A 22062-nucleotide genomic window follows, 5' to 3' on the forward strand; every position below is an offset into this window, starting at 1 on the left:
TACCTTATTTCACCCGCTTTTCGTATCACTTTGCGATGATGGAAAACATTGGCAATGACTGAACAAAGTCTCCGATTCTACCCTGGAAAGTCGCCTTGTGGGGATGAACCTTGATGACCTGCGCTTTTGACCTGTGTTTTATCATAAACATATAGATTAGGGGGGAGTACAGGGCAGTTTTATCTGCAAGAGGAGTGCTTTGTCGCGGATCAACCCGGCGGCCGGGGATGTTGTGTCAGAGAAATGTGCCTGAAAAGCCGGCTGGTGGGACGTCAGAGCCGAAATCCTGAAACAGAATTTCGGCTCTGACTGCGGGATTATTTCAGGCCTTTAAGCACCTTAACCGTGCTTTCAATGTCGATCTCATCTTCGGAGAAGATCAGTGTCGTTCCCTGGAAGGTGGTCACTGCCAGCTTTTTCAGCGAGCGCATCTCACTGGCGTCAGGGTCAGATTTCGGCCGGATATTATTCAGCAACAGACCGACTGACAGCACGGCGTTCTCTTTGTCGACACCGGCATCGACCGGGACTTCTTCGTTGTAGACCAGATAAGACTTAATCGAGGTGATCTTCAGACGCTCACCTGCGATATAGATGTATTTGCTTGTCGGTGCCACTTTCACCGCATAGGCGGACAAGCCTTTGTTGTTGGTGGTGGGTTCAAAGGTCACCGCCGCATCTTTTTTGATCAGGTCAGGGTTGGCGACCTTAATCACATGAAAATAGCGGTTATCGCCGTTTTCATCTTTGATAAAGCCAAAACCTTTATCTTCAAACCAGGTTGTGATCGTTCCGTTCATCGCCATTTTTGCCTGCTTAATCTACTCAGTTTTTTACAGCGCGCAGTGTAAAACACAATGCCTGCACAGACTATATAAGTCTGGATGATAATTTTCAGCTGCGCCAGATGGCGAGGGGATGGCGCTCACTCGTCTGGCGGTGAGTGACAGTTACTCGTTGCCCCAGCGGTTCAAAAACTCCGCGATTTCATCAATACGCTGCTCATCAATGCCGGCTTCACGCGCCATATCCTGCTGCGATGCTTCACTGATCTCTTCGTTGTTCATCAAACGGGTGATCAGCAGCTGGAAGTAATGCGCCAGCGGGGTACGTTCTGCTTCGCTCACGGGCTTAGCAGACTCCGTCGCATACTCATCTGCGACATCATAGTATTTAAGGGAAATTTCGTTATTCATAGGGTGTCCGCAGCGTTGAAGTTAAGTTAAGGCCTTACCGTCATACGTGGTCTGGCTCGAAGGGAGATTATTTCGTGTTTGGGTTGGGGCTGTAAAGGGGAGTGAGGAAGCTTGCTGAGTAAGGAGTGAGGAAGGCCGCTATTTTCGACTGCAAAGAGCCTGAGCGTTACCTCTCGCCAGGGAATCGACTGATAGAGAGGTTATTGACTTAACCCGACCTATTCCCATCGCATTAAACAGAATATTCAGGCAAACGAGAGTCAGGGTAAATTGTGAGGAGTGTATGAAGTCCTGAAGCATGCCTCACGCTATGACGTCGTAACACGTCCCGTATACGCTTCCAGGGCTTCGTTGAGGTTTTCAGTCATCCTCATTTTCGTGCGCGCCCCCCTTCAGATTTAAAGATCCCTCCAAATGTAAATGTAATTGATAGTAGTTATCGTTTACATTATTGTTCGTTCCTCTTCAGGGAAACGAAAAGGAATCGGAAGAAGATGAATTATCCTCAGACACTATTAAAAGTGCTTTCTGGCAAGCAGATGGCTGCCGGATTCGCAGGCCTCACATTCGGCTTGCTCAGTGTAACGGCACAGGCGGTCACCGTCACAGACGTTGCGGGGCGCACGGTTACCGTACCGAATGATGTTCAGCGCGTAGTGCTCGGAGAGGGCCGCTTGTTCTTCGCTCTTTCGCTGCTTGAGGGCCAGAAACCGTTTGACCGTATCGTCGGCTGGCAGGGCGATTTCCGTAAGCTTGACCCGCAAACCTATGCCACTTATCGGGCGAAATTCCCGCAGATCGACAACATTCCGCTGATTGGCACCACCAGCGCCGACACCATCAGCCCGGAAAAAGTGCTGACGCTGAATCCGCAGCTGGCGATTTTCGGTTTGTCAGGCCATGGGCCGGGCAAAAACAGTGAGCTGGTGAAACAGCTGCAAAACGCCGGTGTTCCCGTAGTGTTTGTTGATTTCCGTACTTCTCCGCTCAAAAATACCCTGCCGAGTATGGAACTGCTGGGCAAAATCCTGAACCGCGAGAAGCAGGCGCAGGACTATATCCGCTTCTATCAGGACAATATCAGGCGTGTCACCGACGTAACTAAAGAGATTCCTCAGCAGGATAAACCGAAAGTCTTTATCGAACTGCGCGCCTCCACGGCGGATGAATGTTGCCGCTCAGCCGGTAACGGCAACATGGGTGACTTTATCGATCTGGCGGGTGGCGTGAATATCGCCCGACCGCTGCTCCCTGGCGCGCTCGGCCAGGTGAATCTGGAAAAAGTTATCGCTGCGCAACCGGATGTGTACCTGGTCAGCGGTGGCGCCAACCCGCCAAAAGCGGGCGATACGCTACCCGCCGGTTTAGTGCTGGGCGCGCAGACCACACCGCAACAGGCGAGCGCCAGCCTGAAGCCACTGCTGGCGCGTAAAGGCATCAACACGCTGAAAGCGGTGGAAGAGGGCCGCAGTTTTGGCATCTGGCACAACTATTACAACTCCCCCTATAACGTGCTGGCCGTGCAGCTCTTCGCCAAAGCGTTTTATCCGCAGAAGTTTGCCGATCTCGATCCGCAGCAAACGCAAAAACAACTCTATAAACAGTTCCTCGCCGTCGAACCGACCGGCACTTACTGGACCGAGTAAAAGGGACTTTGCCCCGGCTGCCGGGGCTTTAAACATCACGGAGAGACAAGATGGTTAAGGTTAAATTTACACCGGCCGTTAAAGCCGGGCTGCTCGCGCAACTGATTGCTGCCGCGATGCCGGTGATGGCGGAAGACGCCAGCGAAGTGAAAGAGAATGAAGAGCAGATGGTGGTCACTGCCTCCTCGATTGAACAGAATCTTAAAGATGCGCCTGCAAGTATCAGCGTAATAACCCGCGACGATCTGCAGAAGAAACCGGTACAAAATCTCAAAGATGTGCTGAAAGACGTTCCGGGCGTACAGATCACCAATGAAAGCGACAACCGTCAGGGCGTCAGCATCCGCGGACTGGGCAGCGGCTATACGCTGATCCTGGTCGACGGCAAACGCGTAAATTCCCGCAATGCCGTATTCCGCCATAACGATTTCGATCTGAGCTGGATCCCGGCGGAATCGATCGAACGTATAGAAGTGGTGCGCGGGCCGATGTCGTCTTTATATGGTTCCGATGCGCTGGGCGGCGTGGTTAACATCATTACCCGTAAAGTTGGCACGCAATGGCACGGCACGTTGAGCGCCGATACCACCGTTCAGGAACACCGCGATCGTGGCGACAGTGGCAACGGTAATGTCTTTGCCAGTGGTCCGCTCGTTGACGATTTACTGGGTGTGAAAGTTTACGGTGCGCTGGGTAAGCGCGAGAAAGATCAGGCCAGTTCGGCCAGCGGCAGCACCGGTCAGCCACGTATCGAAGGCTACACATCGCGTAACGCTAACGTCGAATTTTCCCTGACCCCGGATAAAGATCAGGACATCACGTTTGGATACGGGAAGGATCGTCAGGATCGTGATTCCGACTCGCTGGATAAAAACCGTATTGAGCGCGAAAACTACTCGCTCGGCCACAATGGACGCTGGGGAGGGGCGAACACCGAACTGCGGTTCTACGGTGAAAAAATCGAAAATAAAAACACCGAAACCATCACCTCGAAAAATAACACTCTCGATGGCAAAGTTGTGATCCCGTTAGGCGATTACACCCAGTTCCTGACGTTCGGCGGCGAATACCGCAACGATAAACTCGAAGACGCGGTAAATATGAAAAACGGCGGCAGCGCGCAGGCGAATCAGTACGCGCTGTTCCTGGAAGATGAGTGGCACATCTTTGAAAACCTGGCGCTGACCGGCGGCGTGCGTATGGATGACCACCAAAACTACGGCGTCAACTGGAGTCCGCGTGCTTATCTGGTTTACAACGCCACCGATACGGTCACAATGAAAGGCGGCTGGGCATCCGCTTTCAAAGCGCCTTCTTTACTGCAGCTGAGCCCGGACTGGCAAAGTGCTTCCTGCCGCGGCAGTTGTAATGTTGTAGGCAGCAAGGATCTGAAAGCGGAAACCAGCGAAAGCGTGGAATTCGGCCTGTATTATGCCGGTCAGGAAGGTCTGCTCGAAGATGTGACCGCCAGCGCAACGGTGTTTCAGAACGACATCGACGACATGATCACGGTTATCCGCACCGCTAACCGCAATCTGGCACAGACCTATCAGAACTTTGCCGGATTTGATGCCAGTGGCAATCCGATCTTCCGGTATTACAACGTGAATAAAGCACGTATCCGCGGGCTGGAAACTGAACTCGGTCTGCCGGTCTCCGATACGCTGAACCTCAAACTGAATTACACCTATAACGACGCCCGCGACCAAAGTAACGGCGGCAACAAACCGTTGTCCGAACTGCCGTTCCATACGAGTAATGCGACCCTCGACTGGAAACCGCTGGAGGACTGGAGCTTCTATCTTTCCGCGAATTATAAAGGCAAGAGCCGCACCGTGACCGACGGCAACGCTACACCGGGTGGATATACCGTCTGGAATACCGGCGGGTCGTATAAGGTGAACAAAGCGGTGAAGATCCGGGCAGGGGTTCTGAACCTGACAGATAAAGATCTCAACCGCGACGACTACAGCTATAACGAAGATGGGCGCAGATACTTTGCGGCCGTGGATTATAGTTTCTAGCGTTAACCGAGGCCGGGACGGTTAACGTCCCGGCTGTTTCAAGCGTTTTGTTCGCTACCGATAATCAGTGTGAAAGATTATTTTGCGCGTGCATGAATCGCGTACGCCAGGGCTTGAGCACCCACAACGCCAGACCGGCGGTGATGAAGTCGAAGGTAATCGCGCAGCCAAATACCAGGTGCCAGTTATGGGTGTGTTGATACATCAGGGCTGCCAGCGGGCCACCAAAGATCGAACCTATACCCTGCGACATATAGAGCCAGCCATAATTTGTTGAGGCATTTTCGCTGCCAAAGGTGTCGGTCAGTGTGGAGGGGAACAGCGAGAAGATTTCACCCCAGCCGAAGAACACGACGCCTGAAAGCAGAACGAACAGTACGGGATCTTCGCGGCAGGCAAGCCACAGCGTCATCGCAACACCTTCCAGTGCGAAGGCAATAAACATGGTATTTTCGCGGCCGTAGCGGTCGGAAATAAAACCAAACAGGGGGCGCGTTAAACCGTTAGTGAAACGGTCGATGGTCAGCGCCAGGGGCAGGGCGGCCATTCCGAAAACGACTGCCTTACTGATGCCGAAGTCTTCGGCAAAAATCGCCATCTGCGAGGTGACCATCAGCCCTGAGGTCGACATCATGGTCATCATCATGAACATCAGCCAGAACAGCGGCTGGCGCAGCATTTCCCTGGATTTAAACTGGCGCTGGCCCCGCAAGGGCGACGATGTGTTGCTGACCGGCATCATCGCGCTGCTTTCAGGCAGCCTCAGGTTCTGGCTGGCGAGAAGACCTACGGCAGCGAAGATGAGGCCAAATGTCGTCATCGTCTGTTCCAGTCCATAGCTATTCAGAGAAATGGAAATCGGGAAGGTGGTAAAAATTGCGCCCATGCCGTAGCCCGCCGCCACGGTTCCGGCGGCAAAACCGCGCTGCTGTGGAAACCACTTCATCACCAGTCCCACCACGCCGATATAAACAATACCCGTCCCCAGTCCGCCCAGGCAGCCATAGACCAGATAGAGTGCAGTCAGGCTGTCGACCCGGGCCGCGATTACCCAGCTGAAGCCGGCCATCAGCGTACCGATGGATATCAGCAGACGTGGACCAAAACGCTCAACCAGCCGACCCTGGAAGGGTGAAAAAAAGGTCTGCAGAATAATCAGCAGCGAGAAGGTGACCTGAAGTTCCGCCAGCCCGACGCCGAGTCTGGCAATCATCGGTTTGGTCAACAGCGTCCAGACGTACTGCGGGCTGGAAATAGCCGCCATGCAAATGAGTCCAAGCAGAAGCTGCACCCACTTACTGTGTTTCGCTATTACCACCGGTTCGCTTATCGAGGTCATTATTATGTCTCCACATTACGCTCTGCTACACAGCTGAAATCAGTCTGCTCTGTTTACACATTGTTCTGGCATTGCACGATTCACATCAATATCTGCTGATGCCAAATCCCTGATGTACATAACGCGACGAAGCAGGATATGTGCCAGTTTAAAAAAATCATTAAATTCAATTAGTAATAGAATTACAGGCAGAATAAATTTGATGGAGTGCAAAAAATGAGTGCGCCGGGATGGTGCGTGGGAGACGGTTGATAGCGAATCAGAAAGGCCATCCGGTACATTCTGATATTCAATGTGATGCTCAGAAAGACGTTATCGGAAAAAGAGGATCAGATGTTTGAAATGTTCGAAGTGAGGACACAAAAAAGCCCGCAAGGTTTTCACCTTGCGGGCTCTCAGGACTTCGATGATGGTTCTGGTAACCATCAACCAAGGATTTTGGTGGAGCTGGCGGAGTCTGAACAGAGTACACAATCATTTGAAATTAGTTGTTTTTTTTCAATTCAACTTTGGTTTGTGTACCTAAACGTGTACCAATTATTGGATCTCATACGCTGAAGCAGCACAGCAAGGATAACGAATGCCCGGCGCTAGATACAATTAAAATGATTTTAGAGAGAAGTATTCACACTGTTCACTTTTGGCTTTTTTTTATAAATTTCAATTCATTAGGTAATGAATGATTTGAGGCGAGATGTACACTAGTATGCACTTTTGGTGACCACCTTAGCCAAGATGACAAAAAGCAAACTGAGCCACTATGATAATGTGAGGTTATTAGACGCTGATGTTGTCAATGGTCCGCTTTGTGCCAGAAGCGGAAGTTTCTGGGGTAGCTTGTTTTAATCAAAGATGATTGGTCAACAATTCTGGGCGTGGCTAGACCGCCTCGATTTTGTCCGGGTTGAGATTGCACTTAACCGTCCGATAAAGCCCTGGAAGTTGAACAATAAATCTACGAAGCATGCGTTGCAGAAACCACTGAACGTAGATGGCCCAGCAATAAATGGGATACCTCAATAGCGATTTGTGTAATTCTTAAAGGCAACATGAGTTTGACATGGCGGCTGTAAGACACTTATTTAAGTCCGTTATGGCACTCAATGGCGTATTGATTGTCATGAAGAAAAATGCGTTATTAAGCAATGCTCGGTATAATAAGCCTAGCTTTAGCCTGCATGACATCAGAACGCAGCCGCTGGGCAAGATGTCCCTTCTTTTTGCGGTGCGGTTATGTATATTTAATGTTTTTTAGCACAGTTCGACAACGTTTGGAAAACGAGAATGGTTGATGGGTTTGGGTCTCCCTTTCAGTCTCTAAGAGGATTGATTGGGAAGTTACTAACTTAAACAGAGCCTGGTAATTTTGATTCCTTCCACTCATAATAAATTTAGTAATTGCTTTATGTTTTTTTTTAAAACTCATCTCTGAAAAGGAATTTTTACTTATGAAAAAAATGCCACTGCAAACAGACCTTCTCATTTCTGATGATGACGATTCATTGGCCACCCCACCAGATATTAAATATGAATTGTCATCCACCATAGGGAAATTAATTCAAAAAGCCACATACACTGACTTAATTATAGGCGCTGTCATGGTTATATTTTTGGGTTCAACTTTGATCACCCTCTTTGGAAAGCTAAATGATTCTCATGGTTTTATCGATTCGCTTTATTTCAGTTTTGTGACATTTACGACACTAGGTTATGGGGACCTAACCCCTGTCGGATTTGCTCGTTTTATATCAGTAATACTTACATTAAGTGGATTGCTCTTCACTTCATTATTAATAGGGAAATTTGCATCCGAACGGCAGCAAGCCATGCTCCTCTTAGTACATACAAGCGACTGCCAGAGACGCATTGATGCCTTTTGCATAGAACTTTATAAGCTCAATGATGATCTCATTAGTGCATTTAATGCGCAGAATATTCCGCTAACACAATCTATATTGAAAACAATAACATCACGATTTGAAGCCAGCTCTAATTATATTATTTTCCATGCTAACCAATCTGATTTAACGGGTTTTGGAAATGATTCCGTACTAATGAAGTTTTACCATGTACTTAATCTGATTCAGGAAAGTTGCTATACAATCCAAACACATAAGCAATCCTTTCCTGACGAACTGATATTTAACCGTAGTTTAGCACTTGCAAAAAGAAGCTGTTCATTAATTAGTATTATGTATAAGTTACATGTACGATCAATGAAAAGTTATGGTTACACTGATGCGCTCTTCATCAAAGTTAAAAACAACTTACTCTCAAAAAGATTTAATTTTAGAAAATTTTCATTCCTATCCTCTGCTTATAACCGCACAAGATTATTTATATATAATAAATTAGAAAAAATCACAATCACAAAAGAATATAATGACAATGACAGCTTACTGGTGGGGATAAGGAAAATAAGAAAACTGATGCAAGAAAGGTTGAGCGAAATTATTGTGTCACATAAAACTATCATAAACCCTAAGCTTCTCAATGAGGTGTATGATTTAATGCCTGAAGGAAATAAAACAAGTTGGGGAAAAGGCATACATAGAATCATAGCATCTAACCTGGCAATTTCAAACAGACTCGCCCAGTCCGCGATAGATACCTTAATCGCGCAAAAGAAATTACCTCGTTATCCACGCAGAGGTTCTAAAATAAAATAGATACGTTGATAGTATAAGTTTTAGGTTGGCATAGTTAGCTGCGTCAGCCTGAGCTTATCTTCTAATATTTAAATTGGATAGCTACGCGTTGATTAGTTCTAAAGTATGCAAGAAACGCCTCAATCGACTTCGAGGGAAATTACGAACGGCAGCTCTTCGCTCTTAGCGAACCTTGGCTGACATTAATATTTGCATCAAATATAAAAAAACCGGCCTAAGCCGGTTTACGTGGAATTATGTTATCAGATGCTACATGTGTGCAACCAATCCGCCTCGCTGTCCTCATGTAACGTGAGATTGGTCTGTATACCGTTATTCGTCCTGCGCTTAAGCAACACGCGCTCATACTCTTTCAGCGTCTGCGGCACCGCCTGGCCGAATGCGGTCAGGCTCAGGGGGTGCTGATGGCCGCGTGACTCCATAAACGACAGATACGCATGATAGAGATAACGCTTTGGGTTTATGAGGCGGATGTTTGCGTTACCCATAAACAGGCCGGTAGCCGTGCTTATCGGCATTAGATAGCCACAGAAATCGACCAGTGGATCAGCCTGTCTTTTAATCTCCAGTGCTTCGCCGGAAGTCTGCTGCGCCTGTAGTAATTCTCGCGCATCGTCGGGTCTGCTGAAACGCTGCATCAGATGACGAACGATGACGGCCAGCTCGTTGCTGATTTTATCCAGCAACTGCGGGTCACGCTCATTTGCCGGTATCACCTCGGGGAAGGTCAGGATTACCCGGCGACGTGACACGCCGCCGCTGCGGTCGCTGAAGCGCATCGGATTGTTGTTCAACGCCAGAATGACCGCCGGGATATGCGTTGAATAGGCGTCACGGTATTTTGGATCGATGGCTACTGCGTCGCCGCCGGTAATAGCCTTGATGCCTGCGCCGTCGCCGCTCCATTTTTCCTGGTCAGGCAGGATAAGGAGCGAAAAACCCACCACGCTGGCGCGCTCGCGTGAGGATTCCAGCGTGTCGATAGTGGCGGACGTGGTGTTGTCTTTTCCGGCCAGCAGAGTGGCTATCGAGGCCATGACGCTTTTACCGCTGCCGCCGGGGCCGGTGACTTTGAGAAACATCTGCCAGTCATAGCGATTTGCCAGCACCATAAATAATGCCGCGAGGATGCGCTCCTGCTTGTCGTGATTATGTCCGGCTGCCCGCGTTAACCAGCGCCAGAAGGCCGGGGCGTGGTCTGCGAGGTTCTCACCTGGACGCGGGGCGGTGTAGTCCACGCTGTTGACGGTGCGCAGCCAGTGCTCGCGGCGGTGCGGGCTGAATGTGCCTGTCGTGGTGTCATACACCATACACACCGTTACGGAAACCAATCAGCCGGCGGGACGGTTCACCCATCTGCGGCCCCATCAGCTTGAGTGTGTCCAGCACGCTGCCGATACCAGCGGCCGAGAACGGTGCGCGTACTTTCTGAAAAAGCGCGGCGATTTCCCGGCGCAGCGTCTTCGCCTCCATCACCTGCCATGCGCCGTTCTCATAGCGGCAGATTTCCTCCCCGACCGGCGGCACGGCCAGCGCCTCACCATAATGGGCGACCAGCAGCTCGGCCTTCTGGCTGGCGCTCATGGCCTTCAGGTTGGCCTCACTGACGGATTCAAACGGGCTGAGCGGCTGCGCCTGTTACACAGCCAGAGCCATTTGGTAATTATCAAAACGGAAGCTGTCTTTGTCTCAACATGTTGGGGAGGACGCGTGTTGCCAGTTTTGGTTCACGCTAAATGGGAGAGCGGGGAGAAACTATTTTCAGAATCTCGTGAGGCTTAGCTCTAAGAATTTCGTTTTTGGTATGGAAGTGGGGCTTTCACGCCATGGTTGATTGCTGTTCATAGTTGGCACATGTTTTGGCCTATCAAATAGAGTGTACCTGAAAGCCTAACCGTTACCTCTGGAGTCAAACAAATCGCCTTAGAGGATCACAGACACAAAAAAGCCCGCAAGGCTTTCACCTTGCGGGCTCTCAGGACTTAGATGATGGTTCTGGTAACCATCAACCAAGAATTTTGGTGGAGCTGGCGGGAGTTGAACCCGCGTCCGAAATTACTACACCGTCGGCACTACATGCTTAGTCAGTTTTTACATTCGCCGGTTAGCTGCGAACAGACACGCCACTAACAGACTAGCCTGATTGGATTTAACGCTTCAACCCCAGGCAAGGCATCCACGCGATCTCTTTTGGGTTTGACTTCTCTTGATCCCCGTCTTAAGAGCGGAAGCTAGGGAGAGAAGGCTCTAAGCAGGTTATTAAGCTGCTAGTGCGTAGTTTTCGTCGTTTGCGACTATTTTTTTGCGGCTTTTTACGAGGCAAACCGCCCCTCGGCATGCTCCTAAGGCTTCACAATCCCGTCGAGTCCAGAATCAGCCCCAGAACTTCAAATACTAGCAACAAAACAAATCAAAATCCAGTGCTTAACGCTTTGAATTCTTCATGATACGTGCTTTGTCTAACTGCCATTCGCGGTCTTTGATATCGTCGCGCTTGTCGTGCTCTTTCTTACCGCGTGCAACACCAATCTTCAGTTTGCACCAGGCATTCTTCCAGTACAGCGACAGTGCCACGATTGTGTAACCTTCGCGGTTCACGCGGCCATACAGGGAGTCGAGTTCACGTTGCTTCAACAGCAGCTTACGACTGCGTGTCGGATCACAGACCACATGGCTGGAGGCAACGGCTAAGGGTTGAAAGGTTGAACCGAACAGAAAGGCTTCGCCATCGCGCAGCAGAATATAGCTGTCGCTGATGTTGGCTTTACCGGCACGAAGTGATTTAACTTCCCATCCTTGTAACGACAATCCCGCTTCATACTCCTCTTCAATGAAGTACTCGTGGCGGGCGCGTTTGTTCATGGCAACAGTGGCAGAACCGGGTTTGTGTGCTTTTTTCTTTGTCATAGTGCGGCGTATTTTACATCACTTAGTCGGTTATCGCATCCCCAGTCCAGCGGGGCGGCAGGAAACGGGATATTCTAGCACACCCTCACCAGGGGACATTTTTGTTTAATCGCTGAAAATGCTATTATTCAGCGGTTTTGTGATGAACAGGAACCATTATGGCTCAGATTAGTCGTTCGGCGCTGGTCCCGTTTAGTGCCGGGCAGATGTACAAACTTGTAAATGATGTAGATGCTTATCCGCAATTCCTGCCGGGTTGCACCGGAAGCCGTGTGCTGGATGCGTCTGATAATCAGATGACGGCGTCCGTGGATGTGTCGAAAGCGGGCATCAGCAAAACATTTACCACCCGCAATACTCTCACGGATAACCAGAGCATCCATATGCAACTGGTTGATGGGCCATTCCGTAAACTGACCGGTGGCTGGACGTTTGTCTCGCTGGGTGATGACGCCTGCAAGGTTGAGTTAAGCCTGGAGTTCGAGTTCACCAATATGCTGGTAGAGATGGCCTTTGGACGTATCTTCAAAGAGCTGGCCAACAGCATGGTGCAGGCTTTCACCCAGCGCGCCAAAGAGGTTTACCGTGCCTGACATCTCCGTCGAGGTGGTCTATGCCTTGCCTGAAAAGCAGTATCAGCTTTACGTGAAAGTGGAGCAGGGCAGCACGGTAGAGCATGCCATCCTGAAATCAGGTTTGCTTGAACTGCGTCGGGAGATTGATCTCGCCAGCAATAAGGTCGGTATCTATAGTCGGCCTGTGAAACTGGATGATGTGGTGAATGAGGGCGATCGTATCGAAGTTTATCGTCCGCTGATTGCCGATCCTAAAGAGTTACGCAGGCAGCGCGCAGAGCGAGCGGCAGAAAGCAAAAAATAAGCCGTATCCCGCCATACTCAGCGGATAACAGGCATAAAAAAGGCGCTCAGTGCGCCTTTTTTGCTGTCTGACTTTCAAACGTTATCTCGTTCAGTCAGTCGTTGTTCGGTGACAGATTCTGCTTGTTGTCGATGTTAGTCAGCACACCTTTACCATCAAAGTTTAGCGTCAGCGTCTGCTGTTTCACGCTTTCATGACCTGGCTCCTGACGGAAAACGTAATACCAGACGTTGCTGCCAAACGGATCTTTCATCATCGGCGTACCGAGCGTGTAAGCCACCTGCTGCTGTGTCATACCGGTATGGATCTTGGCCACATCGTTGGCAACCAGATAGTTACCCTGGTTGATATCAGGACGATAGACCACGCGCTCTAAGGTGGAACATCCGGCGGTCATCATCAACATTACTACTGCCGCGGCAGTCAGCGTTTTACAGCGCATCTATACATTCCTTTTCCGGGGCCAAACGCCTTTTACAGGCGGCTTTCTTGCCATCAAAATCTGAACTCTGCCTGCGGCAGGCTTTATTACTCTGGCGACATAAGTGCCGATGATAATAAACCTTTTCGCCGTTGGAAACCTCTACAGAGCAAGCTTATGACCACGGTGAGTTAAAAAAGTGCGCTGCTATGCGGCTAAAAGTTCTTTTGCGTTGGCCAGAGTATTGCGGGTGACCTCGCTGCCGCCCAGCAGTCGCGCCAGTTCCTGCAGACGCGCCCGCTTGTCCAGCGGCTGCATATGGGTTTCAGTCATCGCGCCATCGGTCTCTTTGCTGACATAGAAATGCTGATGACCACAACCGGCAACCTGCGGCAGGTGAGTTACGCACATCACCTGGGTCGATTCACCCAGCTGACGCAGCAGTTTACCGACGACGGCGGCGGTCGGGCCGCTGATTCCGACATCCACTTCATCGAAAATCATCGCCGGTGTTTCCATTTTCTTCGCGGTAATCACCTGAATCGCCAGCGCGATACGTGACAGTTCACCACCGGAAGCCACTTTACCGAGTGGCTGCAGTGGCTGGCCTGGGTTAGTGGTAACCTGGAAATCGACGCGGCTCGCGCCGTCTGCCGTCAGTTGATCCGGATTAAAGGTCAGCGCGATTTTAAACTGGCCATGCGGCATCGAGAGCAGATGCATACTCTGGGTAATCAACTGCTGCAATTCATCAGCGAAGTGGTTGCGCTGCTGATGCAGCTGCTCAGCGCTTTGCAGCGCGGCCTGATAGTGTTCCCCCACCATTGACTGCAGGCTCTCCTGATCGCTCTCATGCTGTGAAAGCAACTCTGCTTCCGCCAGCAGTTGCTGATGCAGTTCAGGCAGTGCTTCTGGCGTGACGTGATGCTTACGCGCCAGAGCAATCTGGCGTGAAATACGCTGTTCCAGTTCATACAGGCGGTTAGGATCCAGATCCAGGCTGTCACAGTAATGGCGCAGCTCGTCGCTGGCTTCGGTCAGCTGAATTGCCGCCTCTTCAAGCAGATTCTGAACGCCGCTCAGCTTCTCATCCAGCGAGGTCAGTTCTGAAATCATCTCACGCGCGCTGTAAAGCAGGCTGTTGAGATTCGTGTCATCGCTGTCGGCTAAGAGTTGCAGCGCCTGCTGACTGGTCGACAGGAGCTGTCCGCTGTTAGCCAGACGCTTATACTCTTCGTCGATCTGCTCATATTCACCCTGTTGTGGCGCGAAGTCGTTCAGCTCTTTCAGCTGATACTGCAACAGCTCGCGACGTGATTCACGCTCCTGCGCCTGCTGCAGATGCAGCGCAAGGGTGCGGCAGCTCTGATGCCAGGTCTGATAGCTGGTACGCATTTGCTGCAACAGATCGTCATGACCGGCATAGGCATCCAGCAGATGTTTCTGGTGGTCGGGTTTGAGCAGAAGCTGATGGGCATGCTGACCGTGGATCTGAATCAGCAACTGGCCGAGATCGCGCAGTTGAGAGAGCGGCACCGCTGTGCCATTGATAAAGCCGCGCGAACGTCCGTCAGCGCTGATCACCCGGCGCAGCAAACATTCGTTGCCCTCATCCAGATGATTATCCATCAGCCAGCGCTGGGCAGAAGGGGAGGACTTCAGCTGGAAGCGGGCGCAGAGGTCAGCCCGGCTGGCACCCTGACGCACCATGTCAGCATCAGCACGACCGCCCAGACATAATCCCAGCGCATCAATTGCGATAGACTTGCCGGCACCGGTCTCACCAGTGATTGCTGTCATGCCGCGTTGGAAATCAATGTCGAGCTCACGAACGATAGCGAAATTACTGATGGTCAGTTGGGCCAGCATAGGTTCACCTGTATGAATAAACACATATGGTTTTTCATACAGTATAAACTGGTTTTTTATCCAGTAAAGGGGAGAGGCGGGTTTTCAGAACAATTTTTTTGACCAGCCCAGTTTTGAACTCAGCGTGTTGAAATAGCTGTAGTTTTTAGGATGGATTAAATCGAGATGACCGGAACTGCGTCTAATCAGTACATCCTCGCCTTCCTGGATGGGCAGCGCAATCTGGCTGTCACAGCTGATTTCCAGGTCGCTGCGACGTGAAGAAAAGCGCAGACGGATGGTACTGCTGCTGTTGATCACCAGTGGCCGTGCCGATAGCGTATGCGGGAACATCGGCACCAGCACGATCGCTTCGAGTGACGGCGTCAGAATCGGTCCGCCCGCAGAGAGTGAATAGGCGGTAGAGCCGGTGGGCGTCGAGATAATCAGACCGTCTGATCGCTGGGAAAAGGCGAACACTTCATCGATGTAGACTTCAAATTCGATCATGTGCGCGACTTTGCCGGGATGCAGCACTACTTCGTTGATGGCGGAGCCAATACGCGGCGAACAGTCAGATTTGCACACCTGCGCTTCCAGCAGAAAGCGGCTTTCGACGAAGTAGTTGCCCTGCAGCACCTCATCCAGTTGTTGCTGCGCGTTGTCCGGGTCCAGGTCAGTGAGAAAACCGAGATTACCACGGTTGATGCCAATCACTTTGATGTCGTAACGCGCCAGCACTCGCGCTGCGCCCAGCATATTGCCGTCACCGCCCACCACGACCGCTAAATCAGCCTGCTGGCCAATCTCCGCCAGCGTACCTGTCTGCACATCGTGAAGCGACAGCTCCTGTGCAATTTGCTTCTCAACGATCACTTGATAACCTTTGGCTGTCAGCCAGCGCCAGAGCATCTCATGCGTGGTTAACGCGGTGGGATGGCGCGGATGACCCACAATGCCAATGCAGTTAAAGTGTTTGTTCATCTGGTCGGTGTTCCTTATAAGCCAAAACGGTAAGGCAATGTGATAGGTTCCCTTGAATCCGTCATACCAATCCCCATAATAAGCCAACCAGCGAAATGAATGTGCAAAACGCGGAGAAATTCATGAGTAGTAAAGAACAGAACACCCCAAACGAGCAAGTCTCAGACGAAATTCAGCAGGATCAGCAGCAACCTCAGGAAGCGGAGACAGCGGCAGAGGTGGATCCGCGTGATGAGCGTATCGCCCAGCTCGAAGCTGAATTAGCGCAGTCGCAGACTGGTGTGCGTGATGCCCAGCTGCGTGCGCAGGCAGAAATTGAGAACATTCGTCGTCGTGCAGAGATGGACGTTGAGAAGGCGCATAAATTTGCGCTGGAGAAGTTTGCCAACGAATTGCTGCCGGTGATCGATAGCCTGGAACGTGCGCTGGAAGTGGCGAACAAAGAAGACCCACAGCTGGCATCCATGATTGAAGGGATTGAACTGACCCTGAAAGGACTGCTGGGTGCCGTGCGTAAATTCGGTGTTGAAGTGGTCGGCGAAACCGGCGTACCATTTAACCCGGAAGTGCATCAGGCGATGTCGATGATGGAGTCTGAAGAGTTTGAACCTAACCATGTCATGCTGGTGATGCAGCGTGGCTATACACTGAATGGTCGCCTGCTGCGCCCGGCGATGGTTGCGGTTTCTAAAGCGAAAAGCTGATTCAACGCCTGAATCCCGTTACACGGCCGCGCACTGACGCGGCCGTGTGCTTTCTGGCGTTATGCCGGTAGCTCCGGGGTCCAGTCCACCGGCTTTTTGCCGGCCGCGTTCAGCAATTCATTGGTCGTCGAAAAGTGTTTGCTGCCGAAAAAGCCACGGTGCGCGGAGAGCGGTGAAGGATGCGGTGCCTGCAACACATGATGGCGCTTCCGATCAATAATGCTGCCTTTCTTCTGCGCGTGTGAGCCCCACAGCAGAAAAATCACCCCTTCACAGTGCTGGTTAATCGCCGCAATCACGTTATCGGTAAAAGTCTCCCAGCCGAATCGCGCATGAGAATGGGCTTTGCCCGCTTCAACCGTCAACACCGTGTTCAGCAACATTACACCCTGTTTCGCCCAGCTCTCAAGAAAGCCGTGGTCAGGCTTCTGAAAGCCGGGAATATCCTGCACCAGCTCTTTGTAGATATTCTGCAATGAAGGCGGCACCTGAACGCCGGGCAGCACCGAGAAGGCCAGTCCATGCGCCTGATTAGGCCCGTGATAAGGATCCTGACCCAGGATGACGACGTTGACGTCACCCAGCTCCGTCAGGCGAAAAGCGTTGAACACATCTTTCTGTGGCGGATAGACCGTAACACCGGCGGCGCGTCGATCGGCGACCTGCTTCAGCGTCTCAATAAAATAGGGTTTCTCTTTCTCTTCAGCCAGCACGTCGTGCCAGGTCAGCTTTTCAGCCATGTTTAACTCCCTTAGCGTTAGTACCGTAAGCTTAGCGGTTCCAGCCCCCGACCTGAAGGCAAAATAATTTGAATAATACAAATTAAGTTGAGCTGGCGGGGTTGTTGAGATCAAGGGCTTAGCGGAAAAGCCGCCATAACGCCTGATTAATATTGACACAGGTCAAGGCTGACCAAAATGAAGAGTGCTATACCGGGGGCTTCAAATTTGATTTATTCACGTATTATCCGGGAGACGCAATCATGATCACTGGTATCCAGATCACTCAATCAAACAATTCACAACTACTGAACTCCTTCTGGCTGCTGGACGAAGAGAAAGCCGAAGCGCGTTGCCTGTGTGCAAAAGCGGGCTACGAAGAAGATCAGGTTGTCGCTATCAGCGAACTGGGTGAGTTCGCTTACCGTGAAGTACCGGTTGAAATCAAACCGCAGGTGCGTGTTGAAGGCGGACAGCATCTGAATGTCAACGTTCTGCGTCGCGAAACGCTGGAAGATGCGGTTAAACATCCAGAAAACTACCCGCAGCTGACCATTCGCGTTTCAGGCTATGCCGTGCGTTTTAACTCACTGACGCCTGAACAACAGCGTGACGTGATTACCCGTACCTTTACTGAAAGTCTTTAATCAGCCTGAATTAACAGGTGATGAAAATAAGTGCAAAGCGCACACAGCAATTTTATCAATGGTATGAAAGAGATAAAAAGGGAATAGCCCGGCTTCGATAGTCTATTTTCAAAAAGAAAGCATTCTCGTAGTAAAAGCATTGTGAAAGGGTTGTTACTGATTATCAGATAAAAAAAATCGCCTCCTGTGAGGCGATTTTTTTAACCCTGCGATGATTTATTCCGCATTCTCGTTAGCTGGCGTACTGCCGCTTGCCTTACGGCGTTTGCCGACATTTTTGGCGTCACGATGGCGTTTTTTTACACGCGGTTTTTCTGTTTCACTGGCTTTCTGCTCTGCACGCTTCGCCAGTACTTTTTTCGACGGTTTCCCCGTAGTTTTGGCACTTGGCGCTCGCGTCTCAGGACGCAGCTCATCAATCACACGGGCTTTGATCGGCTCGTTCACATAGCGGGTGATTTTGCCCAACAGGACGAAATCGTGCGCTTCAACCAGTGAGATGGCGATGCCTTTACGGCCTGCACGCCCGGTACGACCGATGCGGTGCAGATAGGTATCAGCAGTGCGCGTCATATCAAAGTTAAAGACGTGACTGACATCTTCAACATCGATGCCGCGCGCGGCGATATCCGTCGCAACCAGCACGTTAACGCGGCCTTCACTCAGACGTTTAATCGCTTCGTTACGTTTCGCCTGCACCATTTCGCCTTCAAGATAGCTGCTACGAATCCCCGCTTCGTGCAACCAGCTCACCAGCTCATGCAGACGTTCACGCTTACGCACGAAAACGATGCTGCGCGTCACATCCGGCTGCTTCAACAGATGAATCAGTAATTTGGTCTTATGCTGCAGATCATCAGCACGGTAGTACCACTGCTGGATCTTTTTGCGCTCACGACGGCTAGGGTCTGCTTCCAGCTCAACCGGATCGTTCAGCAGACGCTCGGCGAAGTCACGGATGTTGTCGCCTTCCAGCGTGGCGGAAAACAGCAGGGTTTGCTTGCGCCAGCGCGTTTCAGCCGCGATGGTTTCGATATCCTGGGCAAAGCCCATATCGAGCATACGGTCCGCTTCATCCAGCACCAGGGTTTCTACGGCGCGGCAGTCAAAGTTCTCTTCTTTGATGTACTGCAGCAGGCGGCCGGTGGTCGCGACCACGATGTCCTGATTTTCGCTGAACACTTCGGCATGGTTCATGTAAGCCACGCCGCCGGTAATGGTGGCGATATCCAGATGGGTATGTTTCGCCAGCTCACGCGCATGGTCGGCGACCTGCATCGCCAGTTCGCGGGTTGGAGTCACAATCAGGATGCGGGGTGGCCCGGATTTCTTGCGCGGAAAATCAAGCAGGTGCTGCAACGCCGGTAACAGATATGCGGCGGTTTTCCCGGTCCCTGTAGGTGCCGAACCCAGAACGTCACGACCCTCCAGTGCGGGCGGAATTGCAGCAGCCTGGATCACTGTTGGGCGCGTAAAGCCTTTTTCCTGCAACGCTTGTAGCAGGCTTTCGTCAAGTTCGAGTTCGGAAAATGTGGTTACTGTCATGGTCTACCTCAGTTTGGGGCGCTGATTATAGACAGATCAGACTGAATCTTCATCTGTTAATCCGTTTCGGCTGCGCCTGGGGTTGTCTGCCGCGTGAATTCCCTCTGTCGCCACGTTACACTTATGCGCTGCCGTACGGCAGGAAAAAAACGATGGTAGTGACGAATGATGCAGGATAAGCCGCGTGAACGGCCACAGTTAAACAAGAACGGATTTACCTTTAAACAATTTTTTGTCGCGCACGATCGCTGTGCGATGAAAGTAGGCACCGATGCCATCCTGCTCGGGGCCTGGGCGCCGGTTGCCGGGATAAGACGCATTCTGGATATTGGCAGCGGCAGCGGCTTGATCGCGCTGATGCTGGCGCAGCGTACGCCGGCGCCGGTCCACATCGATGCGGTGGAATTAGAACCGGAAGCCGCACAACAGGCGCAGGAGAATGTGCAGCAGTCGCCGTGGCCGGAGCGTATTCAGGTTCATCAGCAGGATATCGCCGACTGGGCTGAGCAGTGCGATAAACGTTACTCGCTGATTGTCAGCAACCCCCCTTATTTCGCGCCGGGCGTGGCCTGTTCTACCGCGGCTCGGGACAGCGCACGCGCGACGGCCTCGCTCGATCATCAGACGCTATTACGCAGTGCAGCACTACTGATTGAAGAAGAGGGAATGTTCTGTGTGGTGCTGCCCACCGCCACCGGCCAGGATTTTATTGAGCTGGCACAGGCGGATGGCTGGTATCTGCGCTTCCGGCTGGACGTGGCGGAATATGCCCATCGTCTGCCACATCGCGTCGTGCTGGGTCTGTCGCCGCAGGCCGGTGAGACGCTGCTGGAGCGTCTCGCCATCCGCGCGCCAGACACCCGCTATTCAGATGAGTGGTGCAGCCTGACGCGGGAGTTTTATCTCTTCATGTAGCCTGGCGGCGTCAGAATGGTCGGCAGCGCTTCTGGCAGTAAATCCGGATAGTCGCGGATATAGTGCAGGCCGCGACTCTCTTTTCGTTCCAGCGCACAGCGCACCATCAGGTCAGCGACCTGCACCAGATTCCGCAGCTCCAGCAGATTATTGGAGAGCCGGAAATGGCGATAATATTCATCGATCTCCTGCTGAAGGAGGTTGATGCGGCGCAACGCCCGTTCCAGCCGTCGGGTAGTGCGCACGATTCCCATGTAATCCCACATGAATAACCGCAGCTCGTGCCAGTTATGCTGGATCACTACGCGCTCATCGGCGTCATCAACCTGACTTTCATCCCATGCTGGCAGCGCAGTGACGGCTTCGATGGTGGGCAGGGTACGGAGCAGCTCTTCTGCCGCGGACCAGCCATAGACCAGACACTCCAGCAGTGAGTTGGATGCCATGCGGTTAGCGCCGTGCAGGCCGGTGTAACTCACCTCACCAATGGCAAAGAGGCCACTGACGTCGGTCTGACCGTGCTGATCAACTACCACGCCACCACAGGTGTAATGCGCGGCGGGCACAATCGGGATCGGCTCTTTAGTGAGGTCAAAGCCAAAGGTCAGTAACTTCTCATAGATCATCGGGAAATGTGCGCGAACAAATTCTTCAGGCTGGTGGCTGATATCCAGATACATACAGTCGACGCCAAGGCGCTTCATTTCATGATCGATTGCCCGGGCGACGATATCACGCGGGGCCAGTTCGGCACGCTCATCAAAATCGGGCATGAAACGGCTGCCATCGGGACGCAACAGCCAGGCACCTTCACCGCGTAACGCTTCGGTTAACAGGAAATTCTGCGCCTGCGGATGAAACAGACAGGTCGGATGGAACTGGTTAAATTCCAGATTGGCGACCCGGCAGCCCGCGCGCCAGGCCATTGCGATGCCATCACCGGAGGCGATGTCGGGGTTGGTGGTATATTGATAGACTTTAGCGGCACCGCCGGTTGCGACCACTACGGCCCGCGCCCGACAGGTTTCAACCTGCTCGCGATTACGGTTCCAGATCCACGCACCCACCACCCGACGTGGGCCTGGCTGGCCGATTTTATCTGAAAGGATCAGATCGACTGCGTTGGTGCGTTCCAGAATCCGGACGTTGGGATGACTTAATGCCTGGCTCACCAGGGTAGTTTCCACCGCGTGGCCGGTGGCGTCTGCGCTGTGCAGGATGCGGCGATGACTATGGCCGCCTTCGCGGGTCAGGTGATAGCGCATATCGCCTGCCGCCTGCGGATCAAGATCAAAGGCAACGCCATTGTCGATCAACCACTGCACGCAATGCCGGGCATTGCTGGCAATAAACGAGACCGCTTCACGGTCACATAATCCTGCGCCAGCAATCAGCGTATCCTCTATGTGCGACTCGATGCTGTCCGTCTCATCAAATACCGCTGCAATACCGCCCTGGGCGTACAGGGTTGAACCTTCATTGACCTGCGCTTTACTGAGAACGGTCACCTGATACTGTTTTGCCAGCCGTAAAGCCAGCGACAGACCGGCGGCGCCGCTGCCAACAATTAATACATCACACTCATAATCCGGGGTCACATTCATCATAATGTTTAATTT

18 protein-coding genes, 1 other RNA gene and 1 pseudogene are annotated in these 22062 nt (G+C 51.8%); 8 read left to right on the top strand and 12 right to left on the bottom strand.

Annotation, left to right across the window (positions count from 1 at the left end; translation table 11 throughout):
• Positions 1 to 317 precede the first annotated feature (317 nt).
• Together ACR8BF_RS04965 and ACR8BF_RS04970 are read right to left on the bottom strand one after the other, a co-directional pair.
• Positions 318 to 806 (bottom strand): cold-shock protein, encoded by a 489-nt coding sequence (locus ACR8BF_RS04965; RefSeq protein WP_179894993.1) that lies wholly within the window; start codon positions 804 to 806, stop codon positions 318 to 320.
• Between the two features lie 144 nt (positions 807 to 950).
• Entirely contained in the window at positions 951 to 1196 is a 246-nt protein-coding gene (locus tag ACR8BF_RS04970; RefSeq protein WP_179894994.1) for a YmjA family protein, read from the bottom strand.
• Positions 1197 to 1735: 539 nt separating this feature from the next.
• Here ACR8BF_RS04970 and ACR8BF_RS04975 point away from each other — a divergent pair.
• Positions 1736 to 2842, top strand: a complete 1107-nt coding sequence (locus tag ACR8BF_RS04975) for an ABC transporter substrate-binding protein (protein WP_434745918.1) — start codon at positions 1736 to 1738, stop codon at positions 2840 to 2842.
• 50 nt (positions 2843 to 2892) lie between these two features.
• Complete coding sequence (cirA, locus tag ACR8BF_RS04980; RefSeq protein ID WP_434745645.1) at positions 2893 to 4866, top strand: catecholate siderophore receptor CirA; 1974 nt, start codon at positions 2893 to 2895, stop codon at positions 4864 to 4866.
• A 64-nt stretch (positions 4867 to 4930) separates the two neighbouring features.
• Here cirA and oxlT read toward each other — a convergent pair whose 3' ends face one another.
• Positions 4931 to 6205 (bottom strand): oxalate/formate MFS antiporter, encoded by a 1275-nt coding sequence (gene oxlT / locus ACR8BF_RS04985; protein WP_434745646.1) that lies wholly within the window; start codon positions 6203 to 6205, stop codon positions 4931 to 4933.
• 1448 nt (positions 6206 to 7653) lie between these two features.
• Here oxlT and ACR8BF_RS04990 point away from each other — a divergent pair.
• On the top strand, positions 7654 to 8874 hold the full coding sequence (locus tag ACR8BF_RS04990; protein WP_434745647.1) for a potassium channel family protein: 1221 nt from the start codon (positions 7654 to 7656) through the stop codon (positions 8872 to 8874).
• 242 nt (positions 8875 to 9116) lie between these two features.
• On the opposite strand, the pseudogene ACR8BF_RS04995 reads toward ACR8BF_RS04990, so the two are convergent.
• The 3 genes and pseudogenes from ACR8BF_RS04995 to smpB all read right to left on the bottom strand — a co-directional run.
• Positions 9117 to 10512, bottom strand: a pseudogene (locus tag ACR8BF_RS04995) (DNA primase family protein); the annotation flags it as partial.
• A gap of 381 nt (positions 10513 to 10893) precedes the next feature.
• Positions 10894 to 11255, bottom strand: a transfer-messenger RNA (tmRNA) gene (ssrA, locus tag ACR8BF_RS05000).
• A 43-nt stretch (positions 11256 to 11298) separates the two neighbouring features.
• Positions 11299 to 11781: an SsrA-binding protein SmpB gene (gene smpB / locus ACR8BF_RS05005; protein WP_010257694.1), complete on the bottom strand. Its 483-nt coding sequence runs from the start codon at positions 11779 to 11781 to the stop codon at positions 11299 to 11301.
• Between the two features lie 158 nt (positions 11782 to 11939).
• On the opposite strand from smpB, the gene ACR8BF_RS05010 reads away from it, so the two are divergent.
• The gene (locus ACR8BF_RS05010) at positions 11940 to 12374 is read left to right on the top strand and encodes a type II toxin-antitoxin system RatA family toxin (protein ID WP_090958545.1); all 435 of its coding nucleotides are present in this window, start codon (positions 11940 to 11942) and stop codon (positions 12372 to 12374) included.
• Positions 12367 to 12660, top strand: coding sequence for an RnfH family protein (locus tag ACR8BF_RS05015; RefSeq protein ID WP_179895007.1), 294 nt, complete (start codon positions 12367 to 12369; stop codon positions 12658 to 12660). The genes ACR8BF_RS05010 and ACR8BF_RS05015 overlap by 8 nt, the downstream gene beginning before the upstream one ends.
• Positions 12661 to 12754: 94 nt before the next feature.
• Here ACR8BF_RS05015 and bamE read toward each other — a convergent pair whose 3' ends face one another.
• The 3 genes from bamE to nadK all read right to left on the bottom strand — a co-directional run bounded on the left by bamE (position 12755) and on the right by nadK (position 15913).
• Positions 12755 to 13102 carry an outer membrane protein assembly factor BamE gene (bamE, locus tag ACR8BF_RS05020; RefSeq protein ID WP_179895008.1) on the bottom strand — a complete coding sequence of 116 codons (348 nt, stop codon included), beginning with the start codon at positions 13100 to 13102 and terminating at the stop codon, positions 12755 to 12757.
• Positions 13103 to 13288: 186 nt separating this feature from the next.
• Positions 13289 to 14950 carry a DNA repair protein RecN gene (recN, locus tag ACR8BF_RS05025; RefSeq protein ID WP_434745648.1) on the bottom strand — a complete coding sequence of 554 codons (1662 nt, stop codon included), beginning with the start codon at positions 14948 to 14950 and terminating at the stop codon, positions 13289 to 13291.
• A gap of 84 nt (positions 14951 to 15034) precedes the next feature.
• Positions 15035 to 15913: an NAD(+) kinase gene (gene nadK / locus ACR8BF_RS05030; protein WP_179895010.1), complete on the bottom strand. Its 879-nt coding sequence runs from the start codon at positions 15911 to 15913 to the stop codon at positions 15035 to 15037.
• 122 nt (positions 15914 to 16035) lie between these two features.
• On the opposite strand from nadK, the gene grpE reads away from it, so the two are divergent.
• On the top strand, positions 16036 to 16617 hold the full coding sequence (gene grpE, locus ACR8BF_RS05035; protein ID WP_010257683.1) for a nucleotide exchange factor GrpE: 582 nt from the start codon (positions 16036 to 16038) through the stop codon (positions 16615 to 16617).
• 59 nt (positions 16618 to 16676) lie between these two features.
• Here the strand turns inward: grpE and ung are convergent, their stop codons facing one another.
• On the bottom strand, positions 16677 to 17357 hold the full coding sequence (gene ung / locus ACR8BF_RS05040) for a uracil-DNA glycosylase (protein WP_314985632.1): 681 nt from the start codon (positions 17355 to 17357) through the stop codon (positions 16677 to 16679).
• 242 nt (positions 17358 to 17599) lie between these two features.
• Between ung and grcA the strand changes: the two genes are divergently transcribed.
• Positions 17600 to 17983: an autonomous glycyl radical cofactor GrcA gene (gene grcA, locus ACR8BF_RS05045; protein WP_010672180.1), complete on the top strand. Its 384-nt coding sequence runs from the start codon at positions 17600 to 17602 to the stop codon at positions 17981 to 17983.
• A 216-nt stretch (positions 17984 to 18199) separates the two neighbouring features.
• Here the strand turns inward: grcA and srmB are convergent, their stop codons facing one another.
• Positions 18200 to 19528: an ATP-dependent RNA helicase SrmB gene (gene srmB / locus ACR8BF_RS05050; RefSeq protein ID WP_434745649.1), complete on the bottom strand. Its 1329-nt coding sequence runs from the start codon at positions 19526 to 19528 to the stop codon at positions 18200 to 18202.
• Between the two features lie 165 nt (positions 19529 to 19693).
• Here srmB and trmN point away from each other — a divergent pair, with 165 nt between their 5' ends.
• Positions 19694 to 20443 carry a tRNA(1)(Val) (adenine(37)-N(6))-methyltransferase TrmN gene (trmN, locus tag ACR8BF_RS05055; protein WP_179895012.1) on the top strand — a complete coding sequence of 250 codons (750 nt, stop codon included), beginning with the start codon at positions 19694 to 19696 and terminating at the stop codon, positions 20441 to 20443.
• On the opposite strand, the gene nadB is transcribed toward trmN, so the two are convergent.
• Positions 20428 to 22047 carry an L-aspartate oxidase gene (gene nadB, locus ACR8BF_RS05060; protein ID WP_179896995.1) on the bottom strand — a complete coding sequence of 540 codons (1620 nt, stop codon included), beginning with the start codon at positions 22045 to 22047 and terminating at the stop codon, positions 20428 to 20430. The genes trmN and nadB overlap by 16 nt on opposite strands.
• Between the last annotated feature and the right edge of the window lie 15 nt (positions 22048 to 22062).

Origin of the sequence: Candidatus Pantoea rara, assembly GCF_051136265.1 — a bacterium.
Classification (GTDB): Bacteria; Pseudomonadota; Gammaproteobacteria; order Enterobacterales; family Enterobacteriaceae; genus Pantoea; species Pantoea rara.

What these genes read in the sequence shown, in the direction of transcription:
- ACR8BF_RS04965 (WP_179894993.1), bottom strand. Translation starts at nt 806, where the DNA reads ATGGCGATGAACGGAACGATCACAACCTGGTTTGAAGATAAAGGTTTT.
- ACR8BF_RS04970 (WP_179894994.1), bottom strand. Translation starts at nt 1,196, where the DNA reads ATGAATAACGAAATTTCCCTTAAATACTATGATGTCGCAGATGAGTAT.
- ACR8BF_RS04975 (WP_434745918.1), top strand. Translation starts at nt 1,736, where the DNA reads ATGGCTGCCGGATTCGCAGGCCTCACATTCGGCTTGCTCAGTGTAACG.
- cirA (WP_434745645.1), top strand. Translation starts at nt 2,893, where the DNA reads ATGGTTAAGGTTAAATTTACACCGGCCGTTAAAGCCGGGCTGCTCGCG.
- oxlT (WP_434745646.1), bottom strand. Translation starts at nt 6,205, where the DNA reads ATGACCTCGATAAGCGAACCGGTGGTAATAGCGAAACACAGTAAGTGG.
- ACR8BF_RS04990 (WP_434745647.1), top strand. Translation starts at nt 7,654, where the DNA reads ATGAAAAAAATGCCACTGCAAACAGACCTTCTCATTTCTGATGATGAC.
- smpB (WP_010257694.1), bottom strand. Translation starts at nt 11,781, where the DNA reads ATGACAAAGAAAAAAGCACACAAACCCGGTTCTGCCACTGTTGCCATG.
- ACR8BF_RS05010 (WP_090958545.1), top strand. Translation starts at nt 11,940, where the DNA reads ATGGCTCAGATTAGTCGTTCGGCGCTGGTCCCGTTTAGTGCCGGGCAG.
- bamE (WP_179895008.1), bottom strand. Translation starts at nt 13,102, where the DNA reads ATGCGCTGTAAAACGCTGACTGCCGCGGCAGTAGTAATGTTGATGATG.
- recN (WP_434745648.1), bottom strand. Translation starts at nt 14,950, where the DNA reads ATGCTGGCCCAACTGACCATCAGTAATTTCGCTATCGTTCGTGAGCTC.
- nadK (WP_179895010.1), bottom strand. Translation starts at nt 15,913, where the DNA reads ATGAACAAACACTTTAACTGCATTGGCATTGTGGGTCATCCGCGCCAT.
- grpE (WP_010257683.1), top strand. Translation starts at nt 16,036, where the DNA reads ATGAGTAGTAAAGAACAGAACACCCCAAACGAGCAAGTCTCAGACGAA.
- ung (WP_314985632.1), bottom strand. Translation starts at nt 17,357, where the DNA reads ATGGCTGAAAAGCTGACCTGGCACGACGTGCTGGCTGAAGAGAAAGAG.
- grcA (WP_010672180.1), top strand. Translation starts at nt 17,600, where the DNA reads ATGATCACTGGTATCCAGATCACTCAATCAAACAATTCACAACTACTG.
- srmB (WP_434745649.1), bottom strand. Translation starts at nt 19,528, where the DNA reads ATGACAGTAACCACATTTTCCGAACTCGAACTTGACGAAAGCCTGCTA.
- trmN (WP_179895012.1), top strand. Translation starts at nt 19,694, where the DNA reads ATGATGCAGGATAAGCCGCGTGAACGGCCACAGTTAAACAAGAACGGA.
- nadB (WP_179896995.1), bottom strand. Translation starts at nt 22,047, where the DNA reads ATGAATGTGACCCCGGATTATGAGTGTGATGTATTAATTGTTGGCAGC.